This window comes from Streptomyces sp. NPDC058864 (assembly GCF_042742985.1).
Lineage (GTDB): Bacteria > Actinomycetota > Actinomycetes > Streptomycetales > Streptomycetaceae > Actinacidiphila.
The window spans coordinates 152,621-166,542 of the sequence record NZ_JBHYMQ010000006.1 but is presented as its reverse complement, the minus strand read 5'-3'; the positions used below and the strand labels follow the sequence as shown (position 1 = coordinate 166,542).

Here is a 13,922-nt window from a genome sequence, read left to right as displayed (position 1 = left end):
CGCAACTGCCGGGCGGGTCACATCCCGAGAAGGATGTGACCCGCTTTTTGCTGGGCCGTTCGCGTTGCTCCGGTGTCGGACTTGTCCGCCCACGGATACGATGCGTACGGGATGGAGCACTACCTCCGAGGAGGGGCTCATGCGATCGGTGCGGCGCGTCGGAGTGGAGCACGATTGGCAGAGGGCCGCCCTCCTCGCAGCGGGGCTCGGGCTGGGCGCCGTGGGTGGCTTCGTCGGCAGTTGGGTCCACGACAGAAACGAGGGTCAGACCTCATGGGGCGTCGGCTCGTTCCGCTCACGCTGGACAACCTCCCGGATCTCCCCAACCGCTGCCGCGCGTGCGTCTTCTGGGAGCTCGACCCGGTAAGCGGGGAGGCAGCCGTCCAGGCCGGCAAGCCGGAGCTGGAGAAGGAGGCCTGGATCTCCGCGGCGCTGCTGGAGTGGGGGTCCTGCGGTCGTGTCGTGTACGTCGACGAGGTGCCTGCCGGCTTTGTGCTCTACGCCCCGCCTGCCTATGTGCCGCGCTCGACGGCCTTCCCCACGAGTCCCGTCTCGGCCGACGCGGTCCAGCTCATGACCGCCCGGATCCTCCCCGGCTTCCAGGGGCAGGGGCTGGGCCGGGTGCTGGTGCAGGCGACGGCCAAGGATCTCGTCCGGCGTGGCTTCCGGGCGATCGAGGCATTCGGTGACGCCCGCTGGGAGGAGCCCGCGTGCGTCCTCCCCGCCGAACACCTGCTGGCCGTCGGCTTCAAGACCGTGCGGCCGCACCCGCGGTTCCCCCGGCTGAGGCTGGAACTGCGCACGACGATCTCCTGGAAGGAGGACGTCGAGATGGCGATCGACCGGCTGCTCGGCGCCGTGCAGAAGGAACCGGCGCTGCGGCCCCTGTGAACGGACGAAGGGCCCGCCCCTCACGGGGGCGGGCCCTTTCGCGTCCGTCTGCGGTGCTCAGCCGATGAAGTCGGCCAGGTCGCGCTCGATGGCGGCCTTCGGCTTGGCGCCGACGATGGTCTTCACGACCTCACCGCCCTTGTAGACGTTCAGGGTCGGGATCGACATGACGCCGTACTTGGCGGCGGTGACCGGGTTCTCGTCGATGTTCAGCTTGACGATGGTGATCTGCTCGCCGTGCTCCGCGGCGATCGCCTCGAGGGACGGGGCGATCTGGCGGCACGGACCGCACCACTCGGCCCAGAAGTCGACGAGGACGGGCTTGTCGCTGGACAGGACCTCCTCGTCGAAGGTCGCATCGGTCACGGTCTTGGTGTTGCCGGCCACGGCTGTCTCCTCGGTGTGTAGGACGGGTACTTGATGGTGCTGTGCGGTCAGACGACCGCGGCGGCGGTCTGCTCGGGCTCGCGGGTGTGCTCGCTGCCCGCGTCGCTCAGAGCGGCGAGGTAGCGCTCGGCGTCCAGGGCGGCGGAGCAGCCGGTGCCCGCGGCGGTGATCGCCTGGCGGTAGGTGTGGTCCACGACGTCACCCGCGGCGAAGACACCGGGGATCTTCGTACGGGTGCTGGGCGACTCGACCTTGAGGTAACCCTCCTCGTCCAGCTCGAGGACCCCCTTGAACAGCTCGGTCCGGGGGTCGTGGCCGATCGCGATGAACAGGCCCGTGACCGGCAGCTCGGAGGTCTCCCCGGACTTGGTGTTCCGCAGGACCAGGCCGGAGAGCTTGCCATCGCCGTTGATCTCGGCGACCTCGCTGTCCCAGAGGAACGAGATCTTCGGGTCGGCGAAGGCACGCTCCTGCATGGCCTTGGAAGCGCGGAGGGTGTCCCGGCGGTGGACCACCTTCACGCTCTTGGCGAAGCGGGAGAGGAAGGTCGCCTCCTCCAGGGCGGTGTCGCCACCGCCGATGACGGCGATCTCGTGGTCCTTGAAGAAGAAGCCGTCACAGGTGGCGCACCACGAGACACCGCGACCGGAGAGCTGGTCCTCGTTGGGGAGGCCGAGCTTGCGGTGCTGGGAACCGGTGGCGATGATGACGGCCTTCGCCCGGTGGACGGTGCCCGCGGAGTCGGTGACGGTCTTGATGTCACCCTCGAGGTCGACCTCGACGATGTCGTCCGGGATCAGCTCGGCACCGAAGCGCTCGGCCTGGGCCCGCATGTTGTCCATGAGGTCGGGGCCCATGATGCCGTCGCGGAAGCCGGGGAAGTTCTCCACCTCGGTCGTGGTCATGAGGGCACCGCCGGCCGTGACGGCCCCTTCGAAGACCAGGGGCTTGAGGGAGGCGCGGGCGGTGTAGAGCGCGGCAGTGTATCCCGCCGGCCCGGAACCGATGATGATCACGTCTCGGACGTCGCTCACGGGTTCTTCCTCGTCTCTGCTGCTGTGCCGACTCGCCGGATGCCTCGGCGACGGGACCATTGTCATCCCGCCTAACGGATCCTACGGTCCGGGCATTCCCGTCGGCGTCGCGCTAGCGAGGGTATGTCTCCTCACGGAGGAGGGTGCCTGCGGCGGGGGGCTGCGCGGTGGTGCACGAGGCGTCCACGACGTAGGCGTCGACCAGCGAGGAGTCGCCCCTGTGCGGGAGCAGGACCAGATAGGAGTCCATGCCCTCGTACCTGCCCCGTTGGAGGGCGATCGGGGCCTCCCGGCGGTCCACGGCCCCCAGGACGCAGGACGGCACCACGCTTTCCATCCCGACCATGGGGGACTGCCTTGAGGGCTTGCCCTCCGGTTGTTCGCCCGTGCCACGTGTCAGCAGATCGTGTACCTGCACGCCGAGCGTGTCGGCGTCAGCTTTGGCGCCCACCTCGGAGGCCGCCGACGACTGGGCGTCGGCGCTCCCGCCGACGTTCCAGGCGGACTGGGCGAGGTAGCTTCCGAGGCCGACCACGGCGGCCACGGAGGCGGCCACCAGGATCCCCTTCCTCCAGCGTCGGCGCGACCGGGTGCCGGGGCGCCCCGGTCCGCCGGGGCCTGTGCCGCGGCCCACCGGCCGACCGGCGGCCGGTGCCGATGTTTCACGTGAAACACGAGGCGGCTCAGCGGTCTCTGTTTCACGTGAAACATCGGTACGGCTGGAGGCGAGCAGTGCTTCGGCGGCAAGTGCGGCGTCGATCCGGCCGGCGATGTCGGCGGGCATCCGTGGCGGGCCCGGGAGGGTGCCCAGCAGTCCGCGGATCTCCTCCAGCGAGGCGCGAACGTCAGCGCAGAGCGTGCAGCCGTCGATGTGTCCGCGGACGTCGGCCGAGCGCTCGGGCGGGAGGATGCCCTCGGTGAGTGCAGAGATCTCGGCGACCTCGGGGTGCTCGTCCGTACCCGTCGTCGACGTCATGGGTGTCCACCTCCGCCCTGTGTGAAGCCGTGGCCCGACCGGGCCTCCGTCTCTGGGACGGATGCGTTCTCCGTCCGGTTCCTTCCCCCTGCCGGATCGCGGCTACTCCCCGGCGCGTCCCGCAGATGGGAGAGCAGCGGCAGCAGACGTGCCCTGCCCCGGGCGCATCTGCTCTTGACCGTCCCGGTCGGCACGTCGAGGACGGCGGCGGCCTCGGCCACGGGGTAGCCCTGCATGTCGACCAGGACCAGGGCGGCCCGCTGCTCCACGGGGAGTGTCGCGAGCGCCCGCAGCAGTTCCCGGTGCAGCTCGCCCCGCTCGGCGGGGGCGGCTGCGGACTCGTGCGGTTCGAGCAACTCCTCGAACTGCTTCTCGTCCGTGACCGCCGCGGTGCGGCGTGCGGCGGCCTTGCGTGCCCGGTCCAGGCACGCGTTCACGGTGATCCGGTGCAGCCAGGTCGTGACGGCCGACTGCCCGCGGAAGGTGTGGGCGGAGCGGAAGGCCGAGACGAGTGCGTCCTGCACGGCGTCGGCGGCCTCCTCGCGGTCCCCCAGGGTCCGCAGCGCCACCGCCCAGAGCCGGTCGCGATGCCGGCGGACGAGTTCCCCGAAGGCGTTCGGGTCCCCCGCTACATGCCGGGCGAGGAGGTCGCTGTCGCTGACCTCCCCGCCCGTACCCTGCGTGGCCACCATCCCCCTCCCCGCGGGGCTACTGCCCCTCGAACCTCACATTGGTGATGGCTTGCTTGTAGCCGGCTCCGGAGTACCCGTCGGCATCTGAATAGGGAAGGGCGGTCAGCCAGACCACGACGTACCGCGTCTCCACGGGCGCCTTCAGTGAGAGCTTCGCCGCCTTGCCTTCGGTCGTCACGGTGGCCAGCTTCCTCAGCTGACCCGGTTCGGCCGTGGTGTTCAGCGAGTCGGCGGCGTAGAGCGTGACCGTGGTGTGCTTGCCCCCGTAGTAGAGGTCTATCGACGCCTGGCCGAGCTTCTTCGCCGCTCCCAGGTCGTAGGCGATGCCGACGCCCTTCTTGACGGAGGGGGCGAACTCGGGGCCGTCGGCGAAGCTGTTCGTGCGCCAGTACGTGGACGTCTTGCTGTCGTACGTGGCGTCGACGTCGTCCGGATGCTGGGCCCCGCCGTAGGGCGCGTACTCGGCCGCCCCCTGGATGGGCAGCGGCTTCAGCGTCACCTGGTTCGCGCCGCCGTTGTCGCTGCCACCGTCGCCGCCCGTGTTGTGGGAGGTCGAGCTGCCACCGGACTTCGCCTGGTGCTCGCGGTCCATCAGCGTCTCCGCGAGCTGCCAGCTGCCGAGGCCGAGGGCGACGATCAAGAGGGCCGAGACGGACCACTTGAGGGCCTTGCCGGTGCGGCCCGCCAGGGGCGGTGGCGGGGCGGGGAGGACCGTCGTGACGCCGGGGGACGCGGAGCCCGCCTGGGTCTGACGGTAGGAGCCCTGCTGGTACGTGGTGCGGGAGTAGGGCGCGTGCGTCGGCTCGGGCGGCCGGATCTTGGGGATCGCGGTGACTGCCCTGGCCAGCTCCTCGGGGGTGGTGCACGGCTCCGGCTCGCGGGAGGCCGTCGCCCCGTCGTTGACGAGGGCGCGCATCGCGAGCTCCGACAGCCCGCGGTGGACGCCCGCCCGCACCTGGTCGGGTGCGACGAGGCCGACGTCCTTGGGGAGGCCGGTGAGGCCGTGGTCGTCCTCCGGGTACGGCCAGCGCTGGGTGAGCGAGGCGTACAGGAGGGCTCCGATGGCCTCGGTGTCCTCGCGCTGCGGGCGCTCCGAGGAGATGCCGCGCAGCGCCGCGGCGACCGCCAGACCGCGGATGCGGTACTGGCCGGCCTCGGTGCGCAGGACGGCGTCGGGGCCGAGCCGGAGGTGGGCCAGGCCTTCCCGGTGGGCGGCGGCCATGGCCTGAGAGATCTGGGTGACCATCTGGTGGGCCTCGTGCGGCTCCAGCGGGTCGGCGGTGATCAGGGTTGTGAGTTCCCGCGCGTCCGGGAGCCACTCGTGGATCACGTAGACGAGGTCGTCCTCCTCGACCGCGTCGAGGACCTGCACGAAGCGGGGATCGCCGAGGAGGGCCGCGGAGCGGGCCGCCGCGAGCACGGAGCGGGCCCTGCTGTGGTCGGAGGGCAGGGTGTGGATGCCCACGGCACGGCGCAGCTTCTCGTCGACGGCCCTCCAGCTGCTGAAGCCGTCGGCTCGGGTGAGGCACTCCTCCAGACGGTAGCGCCCGGCGAGTTTGTGGCCGCTGTGGAGCTCGGGCGGCTCGGAATTGGTCGGTGCTGTCTCCTCGGGGATGGTCTGCTGTGGCGCGTCCTGCTCTTCGCTCTGGTCCGTCGCCTCGTCGGCCGTGGCACTGTCCGCATGGGCGGCGAGCTGCTTGTCGCCGCTCTCGTTGGCCACTCCGACGGCAGCCGTGCTCCGTTCCGCCACCGTCGTTCCTGCCTCCCCATCCGTTGCAAGATCTGACAACACAGCCGAGGACAATTGTGCCAACAGTCCACCGCTATGCACGACACACGACGGCCCACGAAGGTTGCGCGGTGGGCGCCGTCAGCGGCCCAGCCGGCCCCTGACCATGCCGACCATGGCCGTCATCTCCTCGACGCGCATGCGCTTGGCGGCGATGAAGAAGATTCCGCCCAGCACAACGGCGCCGAGCACCAGCGACAGCAACGATGCGGCAGCGCCGTGACCCAGCGAGTGCCAGACACCGTAGACGACGGCGCCGGCGCCCGCTGCGGCGGGGATGCACGCGCCGAAGAGCCTGGCATAGGTGCGGACCACGCGCTTGCCGTCGATGTCGCCGCCGAGGCGCCTGCGCAGCCGCTTGACCGCCACTCCGACGCCGATCGCGTAGGCCAGGCCGTACCCGGCGGCCATGCCCACCACGGCCCAGCGGGCGGGCAGGACGAAGTAGCAGACGGCGGCGGCGCCGGCGTTGCAGGCGGCGACGATGACCGTGTTGTAGAAGGGGGTGCGGGTGTCCTCGTACGCGTAGAAGCCGCGCAGGACGATGTACTGCACGGAGAAGGGGATCAGGCCCAGTCCGAAGGCCATCAGCACGAAGCCGATGTTCACCGCGCCCTCTCCGGAGCTGCTGTAGAGCAGGGTGGCGATGGGGAGGCCGAGGGCGAGGAAAGCGAAGGCGGCGGGCACGATGGCCACGCCGGAGGTCCGGAGGCCGTAGGAGAGGTCGTCGCGGACCGCGGCGGCGTCGCCGTCGGCGGCGGCGCGGGAGATCCGCGGGAGTACGGCCGTCATGACGGAGACGGTGATGATGGCCTGCGGCATCTGCCAGAGCAGCAGCGCGTAGTTGAAGGCGGTGATGCCGGTGCCCTCGTGGCCGCCCTTCTCGGCCGCCGAACCGGCCGCCGTGGCGAACTGGGTGAGGACGATCAGGCCGATCTGGTTGGCGAGGACGAAGAAGAAGGTCCACTTGGCCAGCTTGGCCGCGTGGCCGAGACCGTGGCCGCGCCAGTCGAACCGCGGCCTGATCCGGAACCCGGCCTCGCGCAGGTAGGGGATCATCGCGAGGGCCTGCACGGTCAGGCCCAGCAGGGTGCCGAGGCCGAGCAGGCGCACGCCCTCGGGGGTGATGGTCTGCGAGGTGACACCGGTGCTGGTGAAGGAACCGAAGGCCCAGATGAAGGCACCGAAGGTGGCGATGATGACGACGTTGTTGAGGACGGGCGTCCACATCATCGCGCCGAAGCGGCCGCGGGCGTTGAGGATCTGCCCGAGCACGACGTGCACCCCCATGAAGAACATGGTGGGGATGCAGTAGCGGGCGAAGGTGACCGCGACCTCGAACCTGACCGGGTCGGAAGCGATGTCGTGGGACATGGCCCGGATGAAGAGCGGCGCGGCGACCACGCACACGGCGGTGACCGCGGCGAGGCCGACGGCGACGAGGGTCAGCAGGCGGTTGGCGTACGCCTCGCCACCGTCCTCGTCGTTCTTCATGGCGCGTACGAGCTGCGGGATGAAGACCGCGTTGATCGCGCCGCCGCCGACCAGGATGTAGATCATCGTCGGCAGGGTGTTGGCGACCTGGTAGCCGTCGTTCAGGGTGCCGACGCCGATCGCGGCGGCCATGACCAGGGTGCGCAGGAATCCGGTGACCCGGGAGACGAGGGTGCCGGCCGCCATGAGGGCGCTGGACTTGAGGATGCTGCCGGCCCGCCCGCCGGACTTGCCGGCCGCGGGCGCCGCCGTGGGCTCGGGCTCCGCGGGGGCCGTCTGCACCGGCTCGTCGCGGAAGAGGTGGGCGTACTCGTCCGGCCGCGGCGGCGCTCCGGCCTCGTCCGGCGCGTTGGAGACCAGCTCGTCGACGCCGACGTACCGGGTGTCGGCGTTGTCGGCGTACGGCATGCGGTACGGCTCCTGGTGCGCGTACGGCGGCCCGTAGGCATGCGGCTGCGCCGGCGGGTGCGCGGTGCGGTCGTAGAGCGCCTCGCCCACCGGGTCCTGCACGGTCGGATCCTGTCGCCGGTACGGATCGCGGGCGTAGGTGTCCTGCAGGTACGGGTCGGGCGCGGCAGGGTGCTGCCCGGGCTGACCGGGGAACTGCTCCCCGGCTTCCCGTTCGCGCTCACCGTCGTACGGTGCGTTCATCTCAGCCCCACCTCATCGGCCATGGCTCGCTGGCTATCGGTCCACCTTCTCACCCGTCCCTGACGGGTCCGTACTTTCCGGGGAGGTGTCCGGCGCCAGGTCACCCGGCTGCTCGTCACCGGCCTCGTCCCGGTCACCCATGGTGCCCTTTGCGGCGTCGTCCCGGTCCTCGCCCGTCTCCCCGTCGCCGGACGGCTCCACGTCGTCCTCCGACGGGTCGGCGTCGCCGTCCTCACCCCCGGCGGCCGCGCGGCGCTTGCGCTGGTGGTACATCCGGACGCCCGCCAGCACGAGCAGCAGGAGCCCGGCGGCGATCACCAGCATGACGGTCGATGTGATGGAGGTGACATCCACCTGGAACGTGATGGGCCGGCCGAACGTGGCGCCGTCGGGCGTGTAGAGCTGGGCCGTGATCGTGTTCAGGCCGTTGCGGGCCGCGGTGCCCTCGAACTTCAGGGAGCGGGTGTGGCCGCCCTCCACGGTCACGGGCTGCGGCTTGCCCGGGTCGAGGCTGTTGCCCTGGCTGGAGGTGAGGCGCAGTTCCAGGCCCTGCACGGTCTGGCCCAGCTCGTTCTTCACGGTGACCGGGATGGTGCCGCTGCGGCCGGACAGCGTGAGCGTCCCGGTCTTGGGGAGCAGGTAGACCAGGCTCATCAGGTCGGACAGGTAGTCGGAGATGGCCATGCGGTAGCCGGCCGGGCTCCGGGAGGAACTGCGCCACTCGGTGGACATCGAGCGCATCAGCGCGTTGCCGAAGGGGGTCCGCACCCGGTCGGGCTTGCTCAGCAGGGCCATGAAGTCGTCGAGCTCGTCCTGCGTCGCCTGGATCTGGCGGAAGGCGGCGGCGCTCAACTCGTGCTTGCGCAGGCGCTTGGGGTAGGAGCCGGCGCCGGGCACCCTGCGGTTGGCCTTGGGGTCGGGGGTGGCCTTCGCCGCGGCGGAGAAGTCCGCGGTCTCGGCCCAGCCGCTGCCGGCGACCGTCGCGATCGCCTGGGCCATGGCCTGGGCCTGAGAGGCCTTGGCCATGCGCTGCGGCGCGACGACGACGCTGCGCTGCCGGTCGGGCGACTGCATCGTGATCATCAGCGTCTGCGCCAGGTATTTCTGGACCGCGAGGGTCGAGGACCCGGCCGTCGTCATGTCGCCCTGGAAGGCCTTGGAGAGCTCGGAATCGGCGACGACCGCCGTGGTGCCCCCTCCGATGGGCCGCGCCGAAGTGGGGGTGTAACCGAGGTCCCCGGGCTGGCCGAGGCTGTCGCTGCGGGCGATCACCTTGTCGGCGCCGGCCGAGGTCGCCACGTCGACGATGGAGGGGTCGACAGCGCCCTCCACCGGCCAGGAGACGTCCGTGTCGGGGGTGATGCCGAGGATCGGTTCGACCGTGGCGGTCGCGAGGTCGGTGGCGGTCTTGAGGTGGTTCAGGGTGCCGGGGACGTCCTTGCCGTGGTGCGCGATGGAGGCGATGTCGGGGTCGGCGAAGGGGAGCGCGACGACCTCGTCCCCGGCGACGGCCTCCTTGAGGCTGTTCAGCCAGCGCTTCGCGTTCTCGGTGCCGGTGCCCGACGTGGTGTGATCGAGATCACCGTCGGGACCGGCGACCTGGTACCGGCGTGTCATCGCGTCGACCGTCGCGAGCAGGTCCGGGTCGATGACCCAGGTGACGGGCAGGTCCCGGCCGAGGGACACCAGCTGCTGGAGGCGACCACCGGGCGCCAGGTCCTCTGCGAGGTCGTCGTCGAGGAAGATCGGGCTCTGCTGGTCGTCGCTCTCGCTGCGCACGGCGAGGTGCGGGCGGTCGATCAGCGGCCACAGGAAGGTGTAGCGGGTCGGCTTGGCGTGCCCGTCCGGGTACCAGGGGAGGAAGGTCCGCTCGATGCCGAGGTACTCGTCGTAGCCGCGGTCCCTGGTCTGCCCGGTCAGGGAGACCCCGAGCTGGTAGACGCCGTCCGGGCCCAGGTCGAGGTCCTTGACCGGCACCTTCAGGGTGAAGCTGCGGCTGATGCCGGCGGGCAGGTCGTCGACCGGCACGGTGTGCCCGGCGATCTCCACGCCGTCGGCCAGGGTGTGGGGCGCGCTGCCGGACGCGCCGTTGATGGCGCTGCGGCTGTCCAGCGGGCCCTGAGGGGCGATCTCCACGCCGACGTGGGCGCCGCTGACGGTGTGCTTGCTCTTGTTGGTGACGGTGCCGCTCACCGTGAGTGTGTCGCCCTTGGCGGGGACGGTGGGGGACAGCGAGTTCACGGACACGTCCACGGTCCGGCCGTCGGAGGTGTCCGCATGCGCCGCGGGTGCCGTGCGGGCCTGGACCAGGCCGGTGAACATGGTGGCGCCCAGGAGCAGCGCCGTCGCCCGGCGCAGCCTCGAACGGGCCGGAGTTCCTCCGGGGTGCTGTGCCGCCTCGCCCACGCGCTGGCCGTCCCTCGTCGTCATCGGATGTGCGTCCTGGAATGGTAACGATGCTCGATGACCCAAAGTGCTGTGAGTGGGCCACAAGATCGATACAGTCCGGGGGCGCGGAGGCGTCGGCATGATCGCGGGCGCCGGTAAACCGGTCCGCCGCGGGGCGCATGGGCACGTACCCTTTTCTGTTGTGCCGAATGCCAACAACGCCCCCCAGACCCTGAAGGCCGCGCCCGTGATCGCGCCGGTGGCCGAGGACCTCGGTCGCCGCTTCAAGGACGCCGGATTCCGGCTTGCCCTCGTCGGCGGCTCGGTCCGCGACACCCTGCTCGGCAGGCTCGGCAACGACCTCGACTTCACCACCGACGCCCGGCCGGACCAGGTGCTGAAGATCATCCGCGGATGGGCGGAGGCGGTCTGGGAGGTCGGCATCGCTTTCGGCACCGTCGGGTGCCGCAAGGGCGGCTACCAGATCGAGGTGACCACGTACCGGTCCGAGGCCTACGACCGCACCTCGCGCAAGCCGGAGGTCTCCTACGGGGAGACGATCGAGGAGGACCTGGTCCGCCGGGACTTCACCGTCAACGCGATGGCGGTCTCGCTGCCGGAGGCGGAGTTCGTCGACCCGTACAGCGGGCTCGGCGACCTCGCCCAGCGTCTTCTGCGCACTCCCGGCACCCCTGAGGAGTCCTTCTCCGACGATCCGCTGCGCATGATGCGTGCCGCGCGCTTCGCCGCCCAGCTGGACTTCGAGGTGGCGCCCGAGGTAGTGACGGCGATGACGGAGATGGCCGACCGCATCGAGATCGTCTCCGCGGAGCGCGTCCGGGACGAGCTCAACAAACTGATCCTCTCCGACCACCCCCGCAAGGGCCTGCAACTGCTGGTGCAGACCGGCCTGGCCGCGCGGGTCCTGCCGGAGCTGCCGGCGCTGCGCCTGGAGCGGGACGAGCACCACCGTCACAAGGACGTCTACGACCACACGCTGACCGTCCTGGACCAGGCGATGGCGCTGGAGACCGAGGGGCCGGACCTGGTGCTGCGCCTGGCCGCGCTGCTGCACGACATCGGCAAGCCGCGCACCCGGCGCTTCGAGTCCGACGGGCGGGTCTCGTTCCACCACCATGAGGTGGTCGGCGCCAAGATGACCAAGGGACGGCTGACCAAGCTCAAGTACCCGAACGACATCGTCAAGGACGTGGCCCGGCTGGTCGAGCTGCATCTGCGATTCCACGGCTACGGAACCGGGGAGTGGACCGACTCCGCTGTCCGGCGCTACGTCCGGGACGCCGGACCGCTGCTCGACCGGCTGCACAAGCTGACCCGCTCCGACTGCACCACCCGCAACAAGCGCAAGGCGGCGGCCCTGGCGCGCACCTACGACGGGCTCGAGGAGCGGATCGCCCAGCTGAAGGAGCAGGAGGAGCTGGACGCGATCCGTCCGGACTTGGACGGCAACCGGATCATGGAGATCCTGGGCATCCCCCCGGGCCCCCAGGTCGGCAAGGCGTACAACCACCTGCTGGAGCTCCGCCTGGAGCACGGCCCGCTGGGTGAGGAGGCCGCCGTGGCCGCACTGAAGGAGTGGTGGGCCGCGCAGGGCTGAGTGTCACCCCGTCCGGGCGGCGGGAAGTCGAGGGGGTCGTGTTTCACGTGAAACACGACCCCCTCGGCTTTAACCGTGAGCCCGTCACTTGGTGATGGTCTTCAGGCAGAGCACGACGTTGTTGAAGTCGGTCCCGGACTGGACGTAGTAGACGTCCGACTCGGTGACCGCCTCACACTGCTTCTCGTCGCTCGAGTCGTCGAACTTCTTGACGATCTTGAATTGCGCGTCGCCGGAGGAGCAGTCGACGTCCACCAGGTCCGGGCTCTTGTCGGTGCCCTTGTTGTGGAGGCACCCGCCGACCTTCGACGACTCGGCGTCGGTCTTGTCGAACTGGGAGAACGCGAACCGCACGCCGATGAGGATCACGATGGTGACGATCACGCCGAGGACGCGCTTGCCGATGTTCCTGCCGCGCCGCGGCGGGGCGGCAGGCGGCGGGAAAGCGCCCGGCTGGCCCTGCGGCGGAGGAAAGGCGCCGGGCTGGCCCTGCGGCGGCGGGAAAGCGGCGGGCTGGTCCTGCGGGGCCGGGTTGTTGTTCTGGGGCGGCGGAGTCGCCATGGTTGTTCCCCTCCCTGGGATGAACCTGTCAGTTCCTTCGAACGCGCGAACGCTACTGGAGGCGTCGGACAGCCCCTTACCCGGGGCGCCTGTTTCACGTGAAACGGGCTGACGCGGGGTGATCGTTGTGTTTCACGTGAAACGACGCGGAGTCCTGGCGGTGCCGAGCGCCACCGCCGCGTAGATCGCCGAGAGGGCGAGGAGAAGTCCCGCGGAGCGTCCGTCGGGCGGGAGGACCAGTGCGCAGATGGCCGCGGCGCCGACGAAGGCGACGTTGAACAGCACGTCGTAGAGGGAGAAGATCCGCCCCCGGTAGGCGTCGTCGATCGATGACTGGACCACGGTGTCGGTGGCGATCTTCGCCCCCTGGGTGGCCAGCCCCAGCGCGAAGGCCGCCGCCAGTACCGGAGCCGGCTCGAAGGGGAGTCCCAGTGCGGGGAGCAGGACGGCGGCCGAACCCGCGCAGACGGTGATCCATCCGAAGGTGCCGAAGCGTGCTGCGGCCCAGGGGGTGACGACTGCCGCCGTGAAGAAGCCGGCACCCGAGACGGCGACCGCCAGGCCGAGGAGTGCGAGTCCCTCCGACGTTCCGTGGTCCGCACCGCCGGATCCCGACCAGGCGTAGCGGCAGAGCATCAGCACCGTCACCGTGAGGCCTCCGTAGCAGAAGCGCATCGCGGTCATGGCGGCCAGGGCGCGCGCCGCGCGTGGCCGCCGTCGCAGGTGCCCCAGCCCGTGGACCAGGCCGCGGAAGGTGCTGAGCAGCGCCTCGGCCACCCGAGGCTGGACATGGGACGGGTCCGGCCCCAGCAGGTCCCGGCCCAGGGTGAGCGCGGTAAGGCCGGCACAGAGATAGAGGACGGCGCCCAGCGCCACGACCAGGACGTCGGAGCGGGTCCCCTCGGCGACCCCCAGGTGTACCAGGAAGGCCGCTCCCCCGCCCGCCGTGGCGGCGAGCGTGCCGGCGGTCGGGGACAGCGCGTTCGCCATGACCAGGCGCTCCCCGTCGACGACGCGGGGCAGGGCGGCCGACAGGCCGGCGAGCACGAAGCGGTTGATGCCCGTGACCGAGAGGGCGGACAGGTAGAAGAGCCAGTCCGGGACGCGCAGCAGCATCAGCACGGCCGTGCCGATGGAGAGCAGCGCCCGCAGCAGGTTGCAGTGGAGGAGGACCTGCCGGCGCCGCCAGCGGTCCAGCAGGACGCCCGTGAACGGGCCCAGGAGCGAGTACGGCAGCAGCAGGACCGCCATCGCGGAGGCGATGGCGGCCGGCGAGGTCTGCTTCTCCGGGGAGAAGACCACATAGGCCGCCAGTGCCACCTGGAAGACCCCGTCGGAGAGCTGGGACAGCAACCGGACCGCCAGCAGGCGGCGGAAGTCCCGGAAGCGCAGCAGCACACGGAGATCACGGACAACGGGCATGCGCACAGCCTCACATGAC

Annotated in this window: 11 protein-coding genes; 2 read left to right on the top strand and 9 right to left on the bottom strand. The window is 70.7% G+C overall.

The genetic code is table 11. The features are described 5' to 3' along the window. The first annotated feature begins 273 nt into the window (after positions 1-273). On the top strand, positions 274-891 hold the full coding sequence (locus tag ACFW3D_RS07515; RefSeq protein WP_500502478.1) for a GNAT family N-acetyltransferase: 618 nt from the start codon (positions 274-276) through the stop codon (positions 889-891). Between the two features lie 57 nt (positions 892-948). Here ACFW3D_RS07515 and trxA read toward each other — a convergent pair whose 3' ends face one another. The 7 genes from trxA to ACFW3D_RS07480 all read right to left on the bottom strand — a co-directional run bounded on the left by trxA (position 949) and on the right by ACFW3D_RS07480 (position 10,344). Next, positions 949-1,278 (bottom strand): thioredoxin, encoded by a 330-nt coding sequence (trxA, locus tag ACFW3D_RS07510; protein WP_018558151.1) that lies wholly within the window; start codon positions 1,276-1,278, stop codon positions 949-951. A gap of 47 nt (positions 1,279-1,325) precedes the next feature. Continuing rightward, positions 1,326-2,312 (bottom strand): thioredoxin-disulfide reductase, encoded by a 987-nt coding sequence (gene trxB / locus ACFW3D_RS07505; protein WP_500502476.1) that lies wholly within the window; start codon positions 2,310-2,312, stop codon positions 1,326-1,328. Between the two features lie 112 nt (positions 2,313-2,424). Next, complete coding sequence (locus ACFW3D_RS07500) at positions 2,425-3,288, bottom strand: RsmA family anti-sigma factor (RefSeq protein ID WP_500502474.1); 864 nt, start codon at positions 3,286-3,288, stop codon at positions 2,425-2,427. Next, positions 3,285-3,980, bottom strand: coding sequence for an RNA polymerase sigma factor SigM (sigM, locus tag ACFW3D_RS07495; protein ID WP_500502472.1), 696 nt, complete (start codon positions 3,978-3,980; stop codon positions 3,285-3,287). The genes ACFW3D_RS07500 and sigM overlap by 4 nt, the downstream gene beginning before the upstream one ends. Positions 3,981-3,996: 16 nt before the next feature. Continuing rightward, positions 3,997-5,730, bottom strand: coding sequence for a protein kinase family protein (locus ACFW3D_RS07490; RefSeq protein ID WP_500502470.1), 1,734 nt, complete (start codon positions 5,728-5,730; stop codon positions 3,997-3,999). Between the two features lie 120 nt (positions 5,731-5,850). Next, positions 5,851-7,914 carry a murein biosynthesis integral membrane protein MurJ gene (murJ, locus tag ACFW3D_RS07485; RefSeq protein ID WP_500502468.1) on the bottom strand — a complete coding sequence of 688 codons (2,064 nt, stop codon included), beginning with the start codon at positions 7,912-7,914 and terminating at the stop codon, positions 5,851-5,853. Between the two features lie 33 nt (positions 7,915-7,947). Then, positions 7,948-10,344: a DUF6049 family protein gene (locus ACFW3D_RS07480; protein WP_500502466.1), complete on the bottom strand. Its 2,397-nt coding sequence runs from the start codon at positions 10,342-10,344 to the stop codon at positions 7,948-7,950. Between the two features lie 160 nt (positions 10,345-10,504). On the opposite strand from ACFW3D_RS07480, the gene ACFW3D_RS07475 reads away from it, so the two are divergent. Next, a complete protein-coding gene (locus ACFW3D_RS07475; protein ID WP_500502464.1) occupies positions 10,505-11,920 on the top strand; it encodes a CCA tRNA nucleotidyltransferase in 1,416 nt (471 codons plus the stop codon). A gap of 84 nt (positions 11,921-12,004) precedes the next feature. Here ACFW3D_RS07475 and ACFW3D_RS07470 read toward each other — a convergent pair whose 3' ends face one another. Both ACFW3D_RS07470 and ACFW3D_RS07465 read right to left on the bottom strand, forming a co-directional pair. Beyond that, positions 12,005-12,481, bottom strand: coding sequence for an LppU/SCO3897 family protein (locus tag ACFW3D_RS07470; RefSeq protein ID WP_500502462.1), 477 nt, complete (start codon positions 12,479-12,481; stop codon positions 12,005-12,007). A gap of 132 nt (positions 12,482-12,613) precedes the next feature. Then, a complete protein-coding gene (locus ACFW3D_RS07465) occupies positions 12,614-13,903 on the bottom strand; it encodes an MFS transporter (protein WP_500502460.1) in 1,290 nt (429 codons plus the stop codon). Positions 13,904-13,922 lie beyond the last annotated feature (19 nt).